The organism is Pseudomonas sp. LBUM1645 (assembly GCF_059716185.1).
This window is the reverse complement of record NZ_CP166811.1, coordinates 6,227,707-6,246,996: the sequence shown is the minus strand read 5'-3', so window position 1 is coordinate 6,246,996 and position 19,290 is coordinate 6,227,707. Positions and strand designations below refer to the sequence as shown.

Genomic DNA, 19,290 nt, shown 5'->3' with positions numbered 1-19,290 from the left:
ATTTTTCCTACGGTAATCCCATGACTTTCGCCTCCCTTGGCCTGATCGAACCCTTGCTGCGCTCTCTTGAGACGCTCGGCTACCAGACCCCGACGCCGGTTCAGGCGCAAGCCATTCCGGCGGTGCTGGCCGGTCGCGACCTGATGGCCGCCGCCCAGACCGGGACTGGCAAGACCGCCGGCTTCGCGCTGCCGCTCCTGCAATTGCTGGCCATGGAAGGGCCGAAAGTGGCGTCTAACTCGGTGCGCGCACTGATCCTGGTGCCGACCCGCGAATTGGCCGAACAGGTTCACGAAGCCGTGCGTCAGTACGCCGAGAACCTGCCGCTGAGCACTTACGCGGTGTACGGCGGCGTCAGCATCAACCCGCAAATGATGAAGCTGCGCAAGGGTGTTGACGTGCTGGTGGCGACGCCGGGTCGTTTGCTCGACCTGTATCGCCAGAAGGCCCTCAAGTTCAATCAGCTGCAAACCCTGATTCTGGACGAAGCCGATCGCATGCTTGATCTGGGTTTCTCCGAGGAGCTGGGGAATATCTACCGCGTGTTGCCCAAGCAACGTCAGACGCTGTTGTTCTCCGCGACGTTCTCCGACGCGATCCGCTTGCTGGCCGGGCAAATGCTCAACGATCCACTGAGCATCGAAGTCAGCCCGCGCAACGTGGCTGCCAACACCGTCAAGCAATGGGTGGTGACGGTCGACAAGAAGCGCAAGCCGGAACTGTTTATCCATTTGATGCGCAAGGGCAAGTGGAAGCAGGTGCTGGTGTTCGCCAAGACCCGCAACGGCGTGGACGCGCTGGTGGAAAAACTCCAGGGTCTGGGCATCAATGCCGACGGCATCCACGGCGACAAACCTCAGGCAACCCGCCAGCGCGCGCTGGACCGTTTCAAGGCCAGTGAAGTGCAGATTCTTGTGGCCACCGACGTCGCGGCCCGTGGTCTGGATATTGAAGATTTGCCATTGGTGGTCAACTTCGACCTGCCGATTGTGGCGGAGGACTACATCCACCGGATCGGTCGTACCGGTCGCGCGGGTGCATCCGGGCAGGCGATTTCGCTGGTCTGCGCCGATGAAGTGAATCTGCTGTCGGCCATCGAGACGTTGACCCGTCAGACGTTGCCTCGCCAGATGGAGCATGACTTCGAGCCTGAGCACCGGGTGCCGGATACCGATGCCAGCGGTCAGGTGGTCAAGAAGCCGAAAAAACCGAAGAAGCCGAAGACCTCCGGTGGAGGTAAGCGCAACCTGGGTAAATGGGTCGAGAGTGGGGATGCTTCGGCGCCGGAGCCTTCGATCAAACCTGTGCGGAAGGTGCCGGTGTTTAATACCGGGCCGCGTAAGAAGAAGCCTTAATATTCGCTGCGCCGGCTAGACCGCTATCGCGAGCAAGCTCGCTCCCACATTGGAATGCGTTCCCCTGTGGGAGCGAGCTTGCTCGCGATGGCCGCGCCCCAGTTCTTCAGCCCTTGCGCTTCAACCACTCCACCATCCCCAACCCCGCCGCGCGCCCACTGGCGAAACACGCGGTCAGCAAATACCCCCCCGTCGGCGCTTCCCAATCTAGCATTTCCCCCGCGCAGAACACGCCTGGCAGTTGCTTGAGCATCAAACGCTCATCCATCGATTCGAACATCACGCCACCGGCACTGCTGATGGCCTCGTCCAGTGGGCGGGTTTTCACCAACGTCAGTGGCAACGCCTTGATCGCTTTGGCCAGGAGCGCCGGATCGGCGAAGCATTCGGCCGGAGTGAGTTCGCGCAGCAACGCCGCTTTCACACCATCGATCCCGAGCTGGCTGTGCAGGTGTTTCGACATGGAACGTGACCCGCGTGGTTTGCTCAGCGCAGCCTGAACTTTATCCACAGGCTTACCCGGCAACAGGTCCAGGTGAATGGTCGCCGAGCCGTGCTGATTGATGGCTTCGCGGATCGGCGCCGACAAAGCGTAGATCAAACTGCCTTCAATCCCGGTCGCCGTGATCACACATTCCCCGAGCCGCGGCACGTCGTCATTGAGGCCAATGGCGATGTTTTTCAGCGGTGCGCCGGCGAATTTGCTGACCATCAACTCGCTCCAGGCCTGCACCTCGAAGCCGCAATTACTCGATTGCAGCGGCGCGAGTCCTACGCCGCGTTGTTCCAGTGGCAGCATCCAGGCGCCGTCCGAACCGAGGCGCGACCAGCTGCCGCCGCCGAGGGCCAGTAAGGTTGCATCAGGTTTGACAGTTTTTTCGCCCTCGGGGCTGTCGATGCGCAATCCACCGCGATCATCCCAGCCGAGCCAGCGGTGTCGGGTGTGGATAACGACGCCGCTGTCACGCAGGCGTTTGAGCCATGCACGCAACAGGGGGGCAGCTTTCATGTCTGTAGGAAAGACTCGGCCGGAACTACCGACAAAGGTTTCGATGCCCAGGTCATGAATCCATTGGCACAAGGCTTCGGCGCCGAAACTTCGCAACAGCGGTGCAATCTGCGGTGCGCGTTCGGCGTAGCGTGAGAGAAATGCCGGGTAGGCTTCGGAATGGGTGATGTTCATACCACCCACGCCGGCCAGCAGGAATTTTCGCCCCACTGAAGGCATGCCGTCGTACAGGTCGACCTTGATCCCGGTCTGGCTCAGCACTTCGGCCGCCATCAAACCGGCGGGACCGCCGCCGATGATGGCAACGTGGGGGGAGAGGGCGGTCGAAGGCTGAGTCATGGAGTGCGCTGCGGTTTGGCGGGATAAGCGGCGCATTCTACCAGCACAGATCCCTGTGGGAACGAGGTTGCTTGCGATGGCGGAGTGTCATTCACCATCGATGTTGAATGATAAATCGCCATCGCGAGCAACCTCGCTCCCACATGGGTTCTGTGGTGTTCATAAATAGGTGGTCAAAAAACAACCAGCCCTTTGCAGGCTATATGCAGCATGGCCTGCAGGAGCTTTCACTCAGGTTATCCACAGGCAGTTCCACAGGCATTGTGGGTAAAGACTCACACCTCAATGACAACCTGATGACTGCCAGACCCGTTGCGCACTGTGATGCAGGATCCCATGACGGCGCGCCAGCGCCTTGCGGTCCTTGCTGTAGCCGCCGCCGATCACCCCGACCACCGGAATATCCCGGCCCAGGCAATGACGCATCACGCTTTCATCGCGAGCGGCGACGCCTTCGTCTGTCAGCTTCAGGTAGCCGAGCGCGTCATCTTTATGCACATCGACACCGGCGTCGTACAACACCAGGTCAGGTTGGTAGAGCGGCAGCAAATAATTAAGCGCATCGTCCACTACCTTCAGGTAGTCGGCATCGCCCATCCCCATGGGCAGTGGAATGTCCCAGTCACTTTCGGCTTTGCGTGCAGGAAAGTTCTTCTCGCAATGCAGGGAAACGGTCACAGCCTCCGGGGTGTTGTGCAGGATCCGTGCAGTCCCGTCGCCCTGATGCACATCGCAGTCGAAGATCAGCACCCGATTTACCCGACCGCTTTCCAGCAGGAAATGGCTGATCACCGCCAGGTCATTGAAGATGCAGAACCCGGCAGGATGGTCGTAATGCGCGTGATGGGTGCCGCCGGCCAAGTGACAGGCCAAACCATGTTCCAGCGCCTGCTCGGCCGCCAGCAGCGAGCCGCCAACCGCACGCACCGTGCGCCGGGCCAGGGCTTCGCTCCACGGCAGGCCGAGGCGTCGCTGGTCTTCGCGGGACAACTCACCGCCCATGTAGCGTTCGATATACGCAGGGTCATGTGCGAGCGCGAGAATCTCTGGCGGGCAGAGGTCGGGGCGCAGCAGGTCAGCGTCCCGGGTCAGTCCGCTGTCCACCAGGTGATCGCGCAGCAGGCGAAACTTGTCCATGGGGAAGCGGTGATCCGCCGGGAACTCGGGACTGTAGTCTTCGTGGTAGATCAGGGGCAGGGGCATGGCTGATTTATACAGGACGCTAGGCAGGAATGAGTGAAGGATCCTACCAGCGATGTAGACTTGCGGCATGGGAACGGGGGGCACGATGGAACCGATACTGGAACTCGAGAGCGCGCGACTGCTGTTGCGGCAGTGGAGTGATGAGGATTTGCCGGAGTTTGCGGCGATGTGCGCCGATCCTCAGGTGATGCGATATTTTCCGGCGCCCTTGAGTCGTCTGGAAAGTGCTTCGTTGATCGGACGGATTCGTGGACATTTTGCCGAACATGGCTTCGGTCTCTGGGCGCTGGAGCGCAAGGACACCGGGGCATTTATCGGTTTTACCGGGCTCGCAAAGGTCGGCTTCGACGCGCGCTTCACCCCGGCCACCGAAATCGGCTGGCGCCTGGCCCGCGAACACTGGGGGCTTGGCTACGCCAGTGAAGCGGCGTGGACCGCTCTGCGCTGCGGGTTTGATCGGTTGGCGCTGAAAGAAGTCGTGTCCTTCACCACCGAAACCAACACGCCGTCGCAGAAAGTCATGCAGGCCATCGGCATGCACCATGATTCAGCCGATGATTTCGACCACCCGATGCTCGCGGCCGATCATCCCCTGCGTCACCATGCGCTGTACCGCATCACCCGTGAACAATGGCTGCAAACCTTGCATGGATAAGCCGGCACGGACGTTTACAATGGCTCCCATGGGCCCTGGCCAGAAATTGAATCGACCGTCGCAGCCAAGACTGCGCGGCATGCGTTGTGTGAGGAGAGTCTGAATGAGCCAAGTGTTGGATGATCTGGTTGACCTGCTGACCCTGGAACCGATCGAAGAAAACCTGTTCCGTGGCCGCAGCCAGGACCTGGGTTTTCGTCAGCTGTTCGGCGGTCAGGTGATCGGTCAGTCCCTGTCGGCGGCCAGTCAGACGGTCGAAGAAGCGCGCCATGTGCATTCGATGCACGGCTATTTCCTGCGTCCCGGTGATTCCGCGTTGCCTGTGGTGTATCAGGTTGATCGGGTGCGCGACGGTGGCAGTTTCAGCACGCGCCGAGTGACTGCCATTCAGAAAGGCAACCCAATCTTCACCTGCAGCGCCTCCTTTCAGTACGACGAAGAAGGCTTCCAGCACCAAGCCGAGATGCCGATTGTGGTCGGCCCGGAAAACCTGCCGTCGGAACTGGAACTCACCCAGCAGCGTGCGCACCTGATTCCCGAGCACATGCGCGAAAAATTTCTGTGCCCCAAACCGATCGAGTTCCGACCGATCACTGAGAAAGATCCCTACAACCCGCAGCCGTCCGATCCGATCAAATACGTCTGGTTTCGCGCCGACGGTGCTTTGGCCGATTCTCCGGCGCTGCATAAATACTTGCTGGCCTACGCCTCGGATTTCGGTCTGTTGACCACGTCGATGCAGCCCCACGGCAAATCGGTCTGGCAGAAAGACATGCAGGTCGCCAGCCTCGATCACGCACTGTGGTTCCATCAGGATCTACGTGCCGATGATTGGTTGCTGTATGCGATGGACAGTCCTTGGGCGGGCAACTCGCGCGGTTTCTCCCGTGGCAGCGTGTTCAATCGTGCCGGGCAACTGGTGGCGTCGGTCACGCAGGAAGGCCTGATTCGCCACCGCAAGGATTGGGCATGAGCCTGGCCGAGGTGCGGCACTGGGTGTTCGACATGGACGGCACCCTGACGGTGGCCGTGCATGACTTCGCGGCGATCCGCGTGGCGTTGGCGATTCCTGCCGAAGACGACATCCTGACCCACCTCGCCGCGCTGCCGGCCGATGAAGCCGCAGCCAAACATGCGTGGTTGCTGGAACACGAACGGGACCTGGCGCTGGGTTCGAAAGCGGCACCGGGTGCGGTAGAACTGGTGCGTGAGCTGGCCGGGCGCGGTTATCGCCTGGGCATTCTCACGCGCAATGCGCGCGAACTGGCGCACGTCACGCTGGAGGCGATTGGCCTGGCCGACTGCTTTGCGGTGGAGGACGTGCTGGGCCGTGATGAAGCGCCGCCAAAACCGCATCCCGGTGGTTTGCTGAAGTTGGCCCAGGCCTGGAATGTCCCGGCCAGTGAGATGGTGATGGTCGGTGACTACCGCTTTGATCTGGATTGCGGTCGGGCGGCAGGGGCGCGGACGGTGTTGGTGAACCTGCCGGATAATCCCTGGCCTGAGTTGGCGGATTGGCATGCGGCGGATTGCGTTGTGTTGCGGCAGATGCTTTCGGCTTGAGGGCCCCATCGCGAGCAAGCTCGCTCCCACAGGGGATCTTCAGTGTTCACAAAACCAATGTGGGAGCGAGCTTGCTCGCGATGGCGTCAGATCAGCCACCACAAAAACTCACTGACCGAACAACGCCTTCTGCCCCTGCGGCGAGTTAAACATCCCATCCCCGTCATGCCCGACCCCGGGCACTTCAATCAGTTGCTGATTCAAACCTTGAGGATGCAGCCGTTTCAGAGAAGCAAAATAATTGCGCCCGCGAGCCAATCGATTGGCTCCCTGAGCTTGGGCCTCACAGCTTTTATCCAGCGCGGGCTGCTTCGGGTCGCTGTCCTGCTGCCCGAGTAGATAAACGACATCGCGTTTGACGTAGTTTTCCTCCAGCTGCTTGGCGGTTTGCCCTTTGGCATAGGCGGGTAAATCCGTCATCCCGTACTTCCAGCGATTGAAATTCGGGCAACCGGCGTGTTTGAACGCCACCGGCCGTCGTTCATCGAAGTATGCATAAGACGACGGGTTGGCAATGACGTAACGCACCTGTATGTCGGCCGCCTTGAGCGCTGGCTGATCGTGGCCCAGCAACGCGTATCGCTGCACCACCTGAGCGCCGCCAGAGTGACCGGCGATGACGATTTGCTTCACGTCCGGAAACTGTTTCCGATCGCCGATTCGGGCGATGATTTCGTCAAGCGCCGCATAGGAACTCATGGAAAACGGAGCGCTGGATAAACCGCCCGCCATCCAGTCATTGCCCTGCCAGCGCAATACGCTGTCAGCCACGGGATGGGCCCCGACGTCGGTTTCATTGAGAAATTGCGGGGCGATCACCAAGGTACTCGCGGTTTGCCCGGCCTGTTCGGCCGCGTGCACGGCGCTCTGGCGATAGGTGTCGGCATTGCGCAATCGACCATGGATGATGATCAGCACACGTTCGATTTTCGTCGGCGCCGGGCCGATGCCCACTGCGATTTCACCTGCAGTCAGCAGCAGGCGTCCGGAGCTGACCTCTTTGACCGCATGCTCGGCAGCCTGGGCGTTTGCGCAGGTGATCAGTAGAGCTAACAGCCACTTATTCATTTATAGGTTTTTCGCTGCAAAGGTATCGCACTGGCCGACCTGGCCTTGCGCGAATCCGGTTTTGAACCAGCGCACCCTTTGCGCCGACGTACCATGAGTAAACGAATCCGGGACCACACGACCCTGACCTTGCTGTTGCAAGCGGTCATCGCCGATGGCATTGGCGGCGTTCAAGGCTTCTTCGATGTCACCGGGTTCCAGCCAGTTCAGCCGTTTCTGCGCATTATTGGCCCAGACTCCGGCCAGGCAATCGGCCTGTAGTTCCTGGCGTACCAGTAAACCGCCGTCGCCTTCCATCTGCCGACCCTGTTGGCGGGCGGTCTGAATTTTCGCCGACACACCGAGCAAGGTCTGCACATGGTGTCCGATTTCGTGAGCGATCACGTAGGCCTGAGCGAAGTCGCCAGCGGCGGAAAAGCGTTGGGACATTTCCTGGAAGAAACTCATGTCCAGGTAGACCTTCTGGTCCGCCGGGCAATAGAACGGGCCGGTCGCCGAAGAGGCCAGGCCGCACGCCGAGTTGACGCGTCCACTGAACAGCACCAGGGTCGGGTCCTTATATTGACGACCGGCCTGCTGGAAAATCTGACCCCAGGTGTCTTCGGTATCGCCGAGGATCGAGCGCACGAACTCGGCGCCTTCATCAGTGGCCGGTGGCGCCTTGCGAGTTTGAGTCGGCGCCGGTGCCGATTGCTCGCTCATCTGCCCGGTCAGTTGCCCGAGGATTTGCATCGGGTCCTGGCCGGTGATCCAGCCGATTCCGACGATCAATATAATCGCCGTCAGGCTCAGACCCTTGCCGCCGCCGAAGCGCATCCCACCGCCGCCGCCAGAATCATCACCACGGGCATCGACCACGTTGTCGCTGCGTCGGCCTTTTTTCCATAGCATGTGGGAACCCTCTGATTGTCCGTGGGATGAGTGTTGCTGCTGAGTGGGAGCGGCGCCAGTCCGGTCGTCCATCTTTTGTTGCGCACAGCAGCCTTCCCGGCAACCTGTGGTGGGTGGCCGGGAGTCTTCCAGACTCGTATTGAACACGGACAACCCATCTAATTCCTTCAGGCGACGGGTTTTTATCGAGCAGGCGACCGCCTGCTTCGAGGGAATCACTGGTCGAACGCATCCCACACCGGCGCAAAGTCCGGATTGACCTGGCGTTCGCGTTTGGACAAACCGGCGATCAACGCACGGTCTTCGTCATCCAGATTCACGTCGAGTGCTGCCAGGTTGGCCAGTTGATTGGCCTGGCTGCTGGCTTTTGGAATGGCGGCCACGTTCGGTTGATCCAGCAGCCACTTGAGTGCCACTTGCGTTGGCAGGACTCCGTGTTTGGCGGCGATCTGCTGGATGTGCGGGATGTCCGACACCTTGTTGCGGGCCAGTGGCGTGTAAGCCGTCAGCGCCAGGTCATGTCGACGGGCGTAGTCCAGCAGAGCGTTTTGTCCGAGCAATACGTGGTACTCGACCTGAATGGCTGACAGCGGCGTACCCAGTTCCTCGACGACTTTGCGCAACAACGGCAGTGGAAAATTCGCCACACCGATGTTGCGCGCCAGTCCTTGTTCCTTGAACGACACCAGCTCCTCGATCGTGCGCGGCAGGTCCCAGTCGGTGGTCGGCCAGTGGATCATGAACAGGTCAACGTAATCGCTGCGCAAGGCCTTGAGGCTGCGGTCCATGGAATGGCGCATGGCATCGGGTTGAAGCTGATCCCACCAGACTTTGGTGGTGACGTGGATTTGATCGCGAGGGGTAGGACTGTTCACCAGCGCTTGGCCGACGGCGTCTTCATTGTTGTAGGCCGCTGCGGTGTCGATGTGCCGATAACCCAATGCCAAGGCTTGTTCCACGGCGCGTGTGCATTCCTCGCCGAGCATCGGCCAGGTGCCGAGGCCGAGTTTGGGCATGTTCAAACCCTGTGCGTTAACGATGCGCTGCATAGTCGATCTCCTGTTCGTAAGCGGTAATTCCTGCGATATGTCGCGCGGCGATGTAGCCGAAGGTCAGCGCCGGGCCAAGATTGATGCCGCCGGCGGGGTAGTGCCCGCCCATGATGCTGGCCATGTCACCGCCTGCTGCGTACAGCCCGGTAATGGCCTCGCCCGATTCGCCGAGAACCTGGGCGTGTTCATTGACCTTGAGGCCGGCGAAGGTGCCGAAGCAGCCGGGCTGGACCTTCACGGCATAGAACGGACCTTGTTCGATCGGTGCGACGCAAGGGTTGGGTTGCTGCAATGCATCGCCCTGTTTGCGGTTGTAAGGCGTCGAGCCGCGACCGAACAGCGGGTCTTCACCGTTGCGCGCGTGCCGGTTGTATTCGGACACAGTGCTGCGCAAACCATTTGGGTCAATGCCGCAGGCCTCGGCCAATTCCTCAAGGGTGTTGCCGGTTTTCAGATAGCCGCTGCGGATAAAGGATGACAGCGGCAGCGGAAACGGCCGAGAGATACCCAGGCCATAACGCCGTTGAAAGCCATGCGTGCAGACCAGCCAGGAAGCGACTGCTTCGCCCTTCGGGGCGGCGGCGACCATGGCTGTCACATAGTCGTAGTAGCCGTTGGCTTCGTTGACGAAACGCTGGCCGTTGCTCAACACGCCGATGATCCCCGGTTTGCCGCGCTCGATGATGTGCGGGAAGTGGCCGATGCTGCCGTCCTTGTGTGGCACTTGCGAAACCGGTGCCCAGGCGACGGGCGACGCCAGATCGGTGTTCACCCTTGCGCCAGCGCTTTCACCCAGCCGCAAGCCATCGCCGGCTACGCCGAGGGGCGGCAGAGCCAGGTGTTCATTGCCGGTCGGTGTGCGAGGAAACAACGCCTTGCGCCGCTCGACGTCATTGGCAAAACCGCCGGCCGCCAGCACCACGGCCTTGCGTGTACGGATGCGGACCTTGCCTTTGGCGGTGCTGACCACTGCGCCTCGAACCTGATCGCCATCGCGCAGCAACTCGGTAACGGGCGCCGACTCCCAGAGCAATACGCCGAGGTCTTCGGCGGATTTTGCCAACCGAGCCACCAGCGCGACACCGTTGACCAGTTGCATCGCCCGACCATGAACGGCGAGGTCGAGCAGGTGCCGCGAAAAGCGCCGGGTCACGTGCCACGCCGCCGACAGTGAGCGCGTCAGATTGAGAAATGCCGAGAGGTCCGCGCCTGCCATGATTGGCATGCCCATGAACGACGTTTCTCGCATAGTCTTGCGAAGACGCTTAAGCAGCTTGCCAACCTTTCGCCCATCGTAAGGCGCCGCGATGACCGAACGTCCTCCCGTGCCGGCGCCCGGTGTGTCGCCATGAATATCGGCTATGGCGTTGCCATCAGCGAATTGCAGTGAGGTGTGCTGCTCGAAGAACGCCACCATCCGCGGCCCGGCTTCGAGGAAAGCATCGATCATGGCCGGCTCGTAACGCTCGCCCAATTCGTGTTTCAGGTAAGTGCGCGGTTGCTCGACGTCTTCGACGATCCCGGCGCGTCGAGCCAGAGGATTGCACGGCACCCAGGCCCAACCACCGGACCACGCCGTGGCGCCGCCGAACACCGGATCTTTTTCAACCACTATGACTTTCAAGCCGTGCCACCCAGCGGTCACTGCAGTCGATAGCCCTGCCGCACCGGAGCCGACGATGAGCACGTCGCAATCGATATCCGGGAGATTATTTGATTCGGCAGGCATCGTCTGAAGCTCCAGCGGTTTGTGTTTTTTAGAATTTGATTCCAGAAAATATAGGAGCGTAATCGAGCTCGGCAACCTTTCACCGGGTAAAGCGGGCGGTTATCGGACAGTGGGTTCCAGATTTCGCATTCGGTCGGTTGTCTTCTAGAATCGGACAAATTTTGTGTGGAACCTCCCATGGCCGGCAGTCAGATCGAACGTGTTTTCAGCGTGCTTGAAAGCCTCACCAGTGACCCTCGGGGCCTGCCGATGCAGACGCTGGCGGAGCAACTGGATATTCCCAAAAGCGCGACCCACCGCTTGCTCGCCGAGCTGATTCGGCTGGGTTACGTGCGACAGAATCCGGAGAACCTGCGGTATCACCTGTCGACCAAACTGGTGGCCATGGGTTTCCGTTACCTGTCGGGTAGCGGCGCCGATATTGTTCAGCCGGTGCTTGATCGCCTGGCCCAGGAAACCGGCGAGCTGGTGCGGCTTGGGGTGATTGAAGGTGAGCGGCAGATCTGGATCGCCAAATCCCAGGGCGCCCGTTCCGGCCTGCGCTACGACCCGGACATGGGCCGCGATGCACCTTTGTTTTATACGGCGTCGGGGCATGCGTGGCTGGCGTGTATGAGCGATGCCGAGGCGCTGTCCCTGGTCGAACGGCAGGGTGGTGAGCGGCCGAAGGACCTTGGGCCAAATGCTCCGCGTTCCAACATCGAATTGCTGGAACGCCTGCGTATGGCGCGGGAGCAGGGTTATGCCTGGGTCGAGGAAAGTTCGGCGGTGGGCACCTCGGCGATTGCTGCGGTGGTGCGACATCCGAGTGATGGTCGAGTCATCGGTGTGCTGAGCATCGCCGGGCCCAGTGCGCGGATGCCGGGGGCGCGACTGCATGAGTTGGCGCCGCTGCTGTTGAAGTTTACCGAGGAGCTGTCAGCTGCGAGCCTGGCTTCCGAGTTGTTCAGCTGACCACTTCCCCTGTAGGAGCAAAGCTTGCTCGCGATGAACGATGACGGGGTCTTCTGAGACACCGCGGTGTCTGCATCGCGAGCAAGCTTTGCTCCTACAGAAGCCGTGCGCTGTTCGCACACTTTTTCGGTTTGCTTGTGTAAGAATCTGGAACCAGGTTCTAAATTATTGGAATTCGCCCTTCCAACAATAATCACAAGAGGACCGCACGATGAGTTCACCCCTGCGTATTGCCCTTATCGGGGCTGGCAACATGGGCCAGCAGCATTACGGGCATCTGCAATCCCTGACGGAAGCGACCTTGTGCGCAGTGGCCGATCCGGGTCAGCAAGCAGCGGGCCTTGCGGCTGAGTGGGGCGTGGCGTATTTCGCTGATCACCGTCAGATGTTGGAGCAGGTGAAGCCAGACGCGGTGATCGTCGCCAACCCGAATATGCTGCACGTCAGCACCGCTCTCGATTGCCTCGCTGTCGGCGTGCCGGTCCTGCTGGAAAAACCGGTGGGCGTGCACATGGATGAAGTCCGCGAGCTGGTCGCCGCTTCGAAAGCCAACGGCGTTCCTGTGTTGGTCGGTCATCATCGCCGGCACAATCCGCTGATCGTCCGCGCCCATGAACTGGTGCAAAGCGGAGCGTTGGGCCGGCTGACGACGGTGACCGCGCTCTGGCAACTGCGCAAACCCGACAGCTATTTCGAGACGCCCTGGCGCCGCGAACCCGGCGCGGGAATGTTGCTGACCAACCTGATTCACGATCTCGATCTGCTTCGGCATTTGTGTGGCGAAGTGCGGCAGGTTCAGGCGATCACCAGCAACGCGGTGCGCGGGTTTGCCAACGAAGATTGCGCGGCGGTGTTGCTGCAATTCGACAGCGGCGCGCTGGGTAGCCTGACCGGTTCGGATGCGGTCGCGGCGCCCTGGAGCTGGGAGCTGGATTCCGGCGAGAACCCGGTGTACCCACGTCAGGCCGATCAGCCGTGTTATCTGCTGGCCGGGACCAGCGGTGCATTGAGCATTCCGCAGCTCAAGCGTTGGCACTACGCCGACACCGATGGGGGATGGCATCAGCCGTTGCTGCCGGTGCAGGAAAGCTTCAGCGCCGATGAAGCGCTGCGTTTGCAGTTGCAGCATTTCGTGCGCGTGGCGCGTCGGGAAGTCGAACCGTTGGTGAGCGTCGCGGATGCCGCCCGCACGTTGGCGCTGATTGAAGCGATACGCGAGGCCGCCGAAACCGGCCGCGCCTGTGCACCGACCTTGATCGAGGGTTAAGCATGAACAGGAACGATCGGATCTTTTCCCTGGCCAGCCTGACGGTGCTGGAATTGTCACCACCAGAGATGGTCGAAGTGGCGGTACAGGCCGGTTACAGTCATGTCGGATTACGGTTGGAGCCTGCGACGCCTGAAGAACACCACTTTGCGCTGGTCGCCGATGTCGGGTTACGGCGCAGGACTTTGGCGCGACTGCGCGATACCGGCATTCGTGTGTTGGATGTCGAGATCCTGCGTCTTAAACCGGAAACCGTCGTCGCCGATTTAGAGAAGCTTCTGGCGGTCGGTGCCGAATTCGGTGCCAGTGAATTGCTGGTGGCTGGTAACGATTCTGACGAACAGCGGCTCACCGACAACTTCGCTCGACTGTGTGATCTGGCGGCACCTTACGGGCTTCATCCACACCTGGAATTCATGCCGTGGACCGATGCGTGCAATCTCGAACAGGCGGTGCGCATCGTCGAAAACGCGGGGCGTGAAAACGGCGCGGTGTTGGTGGATGCGTTTCACTTCGACCGTTCGGGTTCACGGCTGGAAGCTCTGGCCAGCGTTGCCCCGTCACGGTTACGGTATGCCCAGCTGTGCGACGTTGCCGGGCCACGGCCGACGGACATGGCGGAGGTTCTGCGCCAGGCCCGTAACGAGCGGCGTTTTCCGGGCGATGGCGATTGTGATCTGACGGGGTTGTTGCGGTGTTTACCTGCCGGTATTCCGTTGAGCCTGGAGATCCCCACCGTGAAGTTGCTTGAGCAGGGCGTGAGCGGGTTGCAGCGGGCGCGGATGGCGTTGAGTAAAACCCATGAGTTGTTAGCGCGGCTGTAAGGGATGCTTTTAAATAGTTGATGCAAAACAAAAGGGATACCGAATGACCGTCAGCACTCCGCTCTCCGGCGTAAACCAACCCTTCAAAGGGATTCTGCTGATCGTCGTTGCAACCTTCCTGTTTTCCAGTCACGACGCCTTTTCGAAATATCTCTCAGGGTTCTATCCGATCGTCATGGTGGTGTGGGCCCGTTATCTGGTTCACACCTTACTCATGGCCGGGATTTTCCTGCCGCAATCCGGGCTGGGTGTCCTACGAACCAAACGGCCGTTACTTCAGCTGTTGCGGGCGTTGTGCCTGTTGGGCACCAGTCTGTTTTTCACCACCGGCTTGCAGTACATCCCTTTGGCCGAAGCCACGGCGGTCAACTTTCTTGCACCGGTTCTGGTGACTGCGCTGTCGGTGCCACTGCTTCGCGAGCACGTCACGCGTGGTCAGTGGATTGCGGTGATTTGCGGGTTCATCGGCGTGTTGATCATCGTCCATCCCGGCGGAGAACTCTTTACCCCTGCGGTGTTGCTGCCGCTCTGCTCGGCGCTGTTTTTCTGCTTCTATCAGTTGCTCACCCGCAAGCTCAGCAACATCGACAGCCCAACCACCAGCAACTTCTTCGCCGGCCTGTGCAACACCTTGGTGATGAGCGCGCTGGTGCCATTCTTCTGGCAAGTCCCCAGCCTGGGCCATGGATTCATGATGGTGGCGCTGGGCGCCTGCGGGATGACGGCTCACCTGTTTCTGACACAAGCCTTCCGTCACGCCGCCCCTGCATTGTTGGCGCCGTTCGGTTATTGCCAGATTGTCTTTGCCGGCTTGCTGGGCTGGTTGCTGTTTTCTCACACGCCGACCCTGACTACGGTGGTCGGGATCGCGGTGATTTGTTGCAGCGGGTTGGCAGCAGCCTGGCAGCAGAGTCGTCGGTGAGAGAAGCAGGGCAGGCCTGGAATCAGGCCTGCTGGGGGAAGGGTTTTAAGCGGTGACGGTAGGAATTTTGCGCGGTGCCATGAAGTACATCCAGATCAGCGCGATGAAGTACATCGCCGGAATCATGGTGAACAGCACGGTGTAGTTGTTGTTGGTGATCGTCAGAATGTGGCCGACCAACTGGGTCATGAACATCCCGCCGATGGCCGCGCACATGCCACCGAAGCCGAACACCGTACTCATCATGTGTTTAGGCGTGTAGTCCATCACCAGGCTCCAGATGTTCGCGGTCCACGCCTGGTGCGCACCGATGGCCAGGGAGATGGCGAACACCGCGACCCACAGACTGCTCGAACCCGCCGCCATGATCACGCCGACGATGCAGCAGGCGAACAGGAACATGGACATCAGCCGCGCCTTGATCGGGTTGACTCCGCGGCCGATCAGGAACGAGGACAGGATCCCGCCGCCGACGCTGCCGAAATCCGCAGTGAGGTAAATGATGATCAGCGGGATACCCATCTGGGTCACGTTGATCCCCAGGTTGTATTGCTGATTGAGGAACGGCGGCAGCCAGTAAAGGTAGAACCAGAACACCGGCGCGGTGATCGCGTAAGCCAGGGCGAAGGCCCAGGTGCCACGCATGCGCAGGATTTTCGAGAACGGCACGCGGGATTGTTCCGGCTCTACTTCCTTCTGGATGTAATCCAGTTCCGATTGTTTAACGCTCGGGTGATCTTCCGGGTTGAAGTACTTCAAGCCCCAGAACAACAACCAGATCCCGCCCAGTGACGACATGCACAGGAACGCGGCCTGCCAGCCCCAGACATGCAGGATCAGCGGCAACAACATCGGGGTGAACATCGCGCCGACGTTGGTCCCGGCGTTGAAGATGCCGGTGGCCACGGCGCGTTCGCCGGCCGGGAACCACAACCGGGTGGTCTTCACGCACGCCGGGTAGTTGGCGGCTTCCGTCAGACCCAGAATGAACCGGCAGACCATGAAGCCGACGGCCGAAGTGGCCAGGCCATGGGCACCAGTCGCCAGACTCCAGAGCAGCACGGCGAAGAAGAACACGCGCTTGACGCCGACCCGATCGATCAACCGGCCTTGCAGCACGAAACCGATGGCGTAGCCGACCTGGAACCAGAAGTTGATGTTGGCGTAGTCCATCGCCGTCCAGCTCATTTCCTTGGCGAGGATAGGCTGCATGACGCCGAGGGCGGCGCGGTCGATGTAGTTCAGGGTGGTGGCGAAGAACACCAGCGCCAGCATGCCCCAACGAGTTTTGCCGACCGCCATCGCGCCGCGGATCTTGTCGCCGATGCCGCCAGAGGCAGGAGTCATGGAGGAACGCTCCACGGGAGAGCTTTGAGAAGGAGTCATGTAGGCCACCGATTATTTTTATGTGGTGTTCTGGGTCTTTGGTCACCGAGACCGATGTGTGTGACCGGGCTCAATGTGGAGTCGATGTTGCGCAGTGGACGAAAAATCGTCAATTCGCCAAGGGGCATTGTGTTCGATAATCGAACACAAAACTAACCGGGTAGTACACTTTGAATTGCTGTGCAGATTCCCCCGGCCAATAATTCGCTCACAGATAAACGCGATCCCTGATCCCTGTAGGAGCTGTCGAGTGAAACGAGGCTGCGATCTTTTGATGTCGGTTTTTAAGATCAAAAGATCGCAGCCTCGTTTCACTCGACAGCTCCTACGTAAAAGCGAAAGCGTGCGATGTCGATAACAAGATTGTCTCCACCACCGGGAGTCGAAATATGCAACGTTCCATTGCCACCGTGTCCTTGAGCGGTACCCTGCCGGAAAAACTTGAAGCCATCGCCGCCGCCGGTTTCGACGGGGTGGAGATTTTCGAGAACGACCTTCTCTACTACGACGGCAGCCCGCGGGAAATCAAACAGATGTGCGCCGATCTCGGGATCGCGATCACACTGTTTCAACCCTTCCGGGATTTCGAGGGATGCCGCCGCGACCGCTTGCCGCGCAACCTGGAGCGGGCCGAGCGCAAGTTCGACCTGATGCAGGAACTGGGCACGGACCTGGTGCTGGTGTGCAGCAACGCCTCAGCCGACTCCATCGGCGATGAACAGATTTTAGTCGACGACTTGCGCCTGCTGGCCGAACACGCCGGTGCTCGTGGTTTGCGGATTGGCTACGAAGCGTTGGCCTGGGGCCGCCACGTGAACACTTATCAACAGGTGTGGAACATCGTCCGTCAGGCTGATCATCCAAACCTCGGCGTGTTGCTGGACAGCTTTCACACGCTGTCGCTCAAGGGTGATCCGAGCGCGATTGCCGAGATTCCCGGCGACAAGATTTTCTTCGTGCAAATGGCCGACGCGCCGATCCTGGCCATGGACGTGCTGGAGTGGAGCCGGCATTTCCGCTGTTTCCCGGGGCAGGGCGAATTCGATCTGCCGGGTTTCCTCGCGCCGATCATCAAGAGCGGTTACACCGGGCCGTTGTCGCTCGAGATCTTCAACGACGGCTTCCGCGCCGCGCCGCCACGGGCCAATGCCGCCGATGGTTTGCGCTCGTTGCTGTACCTGGAAGAGAAAACCCGCGAGCGGCTGGCGCAGGAAGCCAAACCAACGGTCAACCCCGACATTCTGTTCGAGACGCCCCAGGCCAGCGAGTACAACGGCATCGAGTTTCTTGAATTCGCAGTGGATGAAAGCCTTGGCGCCAAGCTCTCCCATTGGCTGGAACGGCTGGGTTTCGTCAAGGCCGGCCAGCATCGTTCCAAGAGCGTGAGCTTGCTTCGTCAGGGTGATATCAACCTGATCCTCAACTCCGAGCCTTACTCCTTCGCCCACAGTTTTTTCGAAGCTCACGGCCCCTCGCTGTGCGCCACTGCCGTGCGGGTCAAGGACAGTACCAGTGCGCTGGCTCGGGCCGTGGCTTACAAAGGTCAGCCGTATCGCGGGCTGGTTGGCCCCAATGAACTGGAACTCGCCGCAGTGCGCGCACCGGATGGCAGCCTGATTTATCTGGTGGACCAAGACGCCGATGTCTACGGCACCGACTTCAATCTGCAACCCGCCGCCGTGGCCAGTGGCGGCCTCAAGCGCATCGACCATATGGCTATGGCGCTGCCGGCCGACAGCCTCGACAGTTGGGTGCTGTTCTATAAAAGCCTGCTGGATTTTGAGGCCGACGATGAAGTGGTGTTGCCTGACCCGTACGGTCTGGTAAAGAGTCGGGCGCTGCGCAGCCGGGACAGTTCGATCCGCTTGCCGCTGAACATTTCCGAGAACCGCAACACCGCAATCTCACATGCACTGTCGAGTTATCGCGGCTCTGGCGTGCATCACATCGCCTTCGATTGCGACGACATCTTTGCCGAAGTCAGCCGGGCCAAGGAGGCGGGCGTACCGCTGCTGGATATCCCGCTCAATTACTACGATGATCTCGCCGCGCGGTTCGATTTCGACGACGAGTTCCTCAGTGAGCTGGCCTATTACAACGTGCTCTACGACCGCGATGCCCAAGGTGGCGAGCTGTTTCACGTGTACACCGAGCCGTTTGAAGGACGGTTCTTCTTCGAGATCATCCAGCGCAAGAACGGTTACGCAGGTTACGGCGCAGCCAATGTCGCGGTGCGACTGGCGGCCATGGCCAAGTCTCGAAGCGGTGCCGTACGTCAGGCAAAGTTGTAGGAAAATCGTAAACACGGGGACAAACCGCTGCCGCGCGGCTTCCTTCACTGTGCGGCGCGGCCCATAATCGCCAACCTGTGCAGTGATGGCCGTGAGCCCGCAATGACGATAACTTCAGAACTCTCCGCAACGCCCGACGAGCCGATTGTCGAGCCGCGCAAGAGTCGCAAGAACAACCCGGAAAAGACCCGCGAGAATATCCTTCAAGAGGCGATTGTCGAGTTCGTCCAGCAGGGGCTTTCCGGCGCTCGCGTCGATGCGATTGCCGAGCGCATCCACACCTCCAAGCGCATGATCTATTACTACTTCGGCAGTAAGGAACAGCTCTACGTCGAGGTGCTGGAGAAACTCTACGGCGATATCCGCAGCACCGAAAACCGTCTGCACCTGACCGAACTGGCGCCGGTGGAAGCGATTCGGCGGCTGGTGGAATTCACTTTCGACCACCATGATCGCAACGTCGATTTTGTGCGGATTGTCAGCATCGAGAACATTCACAACGCTGAATACGTGAAGCGCTCCGATGCGATCAAGGCGATGAACAACACCATCCTCGATTCACTGGGCGAGATTTTGCGTCGCGGTGCTGAGGAAGGCGTGTTCCGCGCCGGGCTCGAGCCGTTGGATGTGCATCTGCTGATCAGCTCGTTCTGCTTCTATCGCGTGTCGAACCGCCATACGTTCGGTGAGATCTTTCAGGTCGACTTGCCGGACGAAAGCATCAAGCAGCGTCATCGAGAGATGATTTGCGAGTCGGTTTTACGGTATCTGCAGGCCTGATT

General features: G+C 60.2%; 17 protein-coding genes. 10 read left to right on the top strand and 7 right to left on the bottom strand.

Annotated elements, in window-relative coordinates; genetic code table 11:
• The first annotated feature begins 20 nt into the window (after positions 1-20).
• Positions 21-1,355 (top strand): RNA helicase RhlE1, encoded by a 1,335-nt coding sequence (gene rhlE1 / locus ACA079_RS28415; RefSeq protein ID WP_497701716.1) that lies wholly within the window; start codon positions 21-23, stop codon positions 1,353-1,355.
• 106 nt (positions 1,356-1,461) lie between these two features.
• Here the strand turns inward: rhlE1 and ACA079_RS28410 are convergent, their stop codons facing one another.
• Positions 1,462-2,703, bottom strand: coding sequence for a TIGR03862 family flavoprotein (locus ACA079_RS28410; RefSeq protein WP_497701715.1), 1,242 nt, complete (start codon positions 2,701-2,703; stop codon positions 1,462-1,464).
• A gap of 282 nt (positions 2,704-2,985) precedes the next feature.
• Positions 2,986-3,906: a histone deacetylase family protein gene (locus ACA079_RS28405; RefSeq protein ID WP_008149211.1), complete on the bottom strand. Its 921-nt coding sequence runs from the start codon at positions 3,904-3,906 to the stop codon at positions 2,986-2,988.
• Positions 3,907-3,991: 85 nt separating this feature from the next.
• Between ACA079_RS28405 and ACA079_RS28400 the strand changes: the two genes are divergently transcribed.
• From ACA079_RS28400 to ACA079_RS28390, 3 genes are all read left to right on the top strand, one after another.
• Positions 3,992-4,561: a GNAT family N-acetyltransferase gene (locus ACA079_RS28400; RefSeq protein ID WP_497701714.1), complete on the top strand. Its 570-nt coding sequence runs from the start codon at positions 3,992-3,994 to the stop codon at positions 4,559-4,561.
• Between the two features lie 103 nt (positions 4,562-4,664).
• Entirely contained in the window at positions 4,665-5,534 is an 870-nt protein-coding gene (gene tesB / locus ACA079_RS28395) for an acyl-CoA thioesterase II (protein WP_415771568.1), read from the top strand.
• Positions 5,531-6,124: an HAD family hydrolase gene (locus tag ACA079_RS28390; protein WP_095130696.1), complete on the top strand. Its 594-nt coding sequence runs from the start codon at positions 5,531-5,533 to the stop codon at positions 6,122-6,124. The genes tesB and ACA079_RS28390 overlap by 4 nt, the downstream gene beginning before the upstream one ends.
• A 108-nt stretch (positions 6,125-6,232) precedes the next feature.
• On the opposite strand, the gene ACA079_RS28385 is transcribed toward ACA079_RS28390, so the two are convergent.
• From ACA079_RS28385 to ACA079_RS28370, 4 genes are all read right to left on the bottom strand, one after another.
• Positions 6,233-7,192: an alpha/beta hydrolase gene (locus ACA079_RS28385; RefSeq protein WP_497701713.1), complete on the bottom strand. Its 960-nt coding sequence runs from the start codon at positions 7,190-7,192 to the stop codon at positions 6,233-6,235.
• Positions 7,193-8,083: a KPN_02809 family neutral zinc metallopeptidase gene (gene ypfJ, locus ACA079_RS28380; RefSeq protein WP_497701712.1), complete on the bottom strand. Its 891-nt coding sequence runs from the start codon at positions 8,081-8,083 to the stop codon at positions 7,193-7,195.
• Between the two features lie 215 nt (positions 8,084-8,298).
• Complete coding sequence (locus ACA079_RS28375; RefSeq protein WP_497701711.1) at positions 8,299-9,132, bottom strand: aldo/keto reductase; 834 nt, start codon at positions 9,130-9,132, stop codon at positions 8,299-8,301.
• Positions 9,116-10,864: an FAD-dependent oxidoreductase gene (locus ACA079_RS28370; protein ID WP_497701710.1), complete on the bottom strand. Its 1,749-nt coding sequence runs from the start codon at positions 10,862-10,864 to the stop codon at positions 9,116-9,118. The genes ACA079_RS28375 and ACA079_RS28370 overlap by 17 nt, the downstream gene beginning before the upstream one ends.
• A gap of 177 nt (positions 10,865-11,041) precedes the next feature.
• Between ACA079_RS28370 and ACA079_RS28365 the strand changes: the two genes are divergently transcribed.
• The 4 genes from ACA079_RS28365 (at position 11,042) to ACA079_RS28350 (ending at position 14,831) form a co-directional block, all read left to right on the top strand.
• Entirely contained in the window at positions 11,042-11,818 is a 777-nt protein-coding gene (locus tag ACA079_RS28365) for an IclR family transcriptional regulator (protein WP_415771563.1), read from the top strand.
• A 211-nt stretch (positions 11,819-12,029) separates the two neighbouring features.
• Positions 12,030-13,085: a Gfo/Idh/MocA family protein gene (locus tag ACA079_RS28360; protein WP_497701709.1), complete on the top strand. Its 1,056-nt coding sequence runs from the start codon at positions 12,030-12,032 to the stop codon at positions 13,083-13,085.
• A 2-nt stretch (positions 13,086-13,087) separates the two neighbouring features.
• Complete coding sequence (locus ACA079_RS28355; RefSeq protein ID WP_497701708.1) at positions 13,088-13,909, top strand: sugar phosphate isomerase/epimerase family protein; 822 nt, start codon at positions 13,088-13,090, stop codon at positions 13,907-13,909.
• A 43-nt stretch (positions 13,910-13,952) separates the two neighbouring features.
• Positions 13,953-14,831, top strand: a complete 879-nt coding sequence (locus ACA079_RS28350; protein ID WP_123367736.1) for a DMT family transporter — start codon at positions 13,953-13,955, stop codon at positions 14,829-14,831.
• A gap of 45 nt (positions 14,832-14,876) precedes the next feature.
• Here ACA079_RS28350 and ACA079_RS28345 read toward each other — a convergent pair whose 3' ends face one another.
• Entirely contained in the window at positions 14,877-16,178 is a 1,302-nt protein-coding gene (locus ACA079_RS28345; protein WP_497701707.1) for an MFS transporter, read from the bottom strand.
• A gap of 428 nt (positions 16,179-16,606) precedes the next feature.
• Here ACA079_RS28345 and quiC point away from each other — a divergent pair, with 428 nt between their 5' ends.
• Positions 16,607-18,508, top strand: coding sequence for a 3-dehydroshikimate dehydratase QuiC (gene quiC / locus ACA079_RS28340; RefSeq protein WP_497701706.1), 1,902 nt, complete (start codon positions 16,607-16,609; stop codon positions 18,506-18,508).
• A 102-nt stretch (positions 18,509-18,610) separates the two neighbouring features.
• Entirely contained in the window at positions 18,611-19,288 is a 678-nt protein-coding gene (locus tag ACA079_RS28335; protein WP_497701705.1) for a TetR/AcrR family transcriptional regulator, read from the top strand.
• Positions 19,289-19,290: the final 2 nt, after the last annotated feature.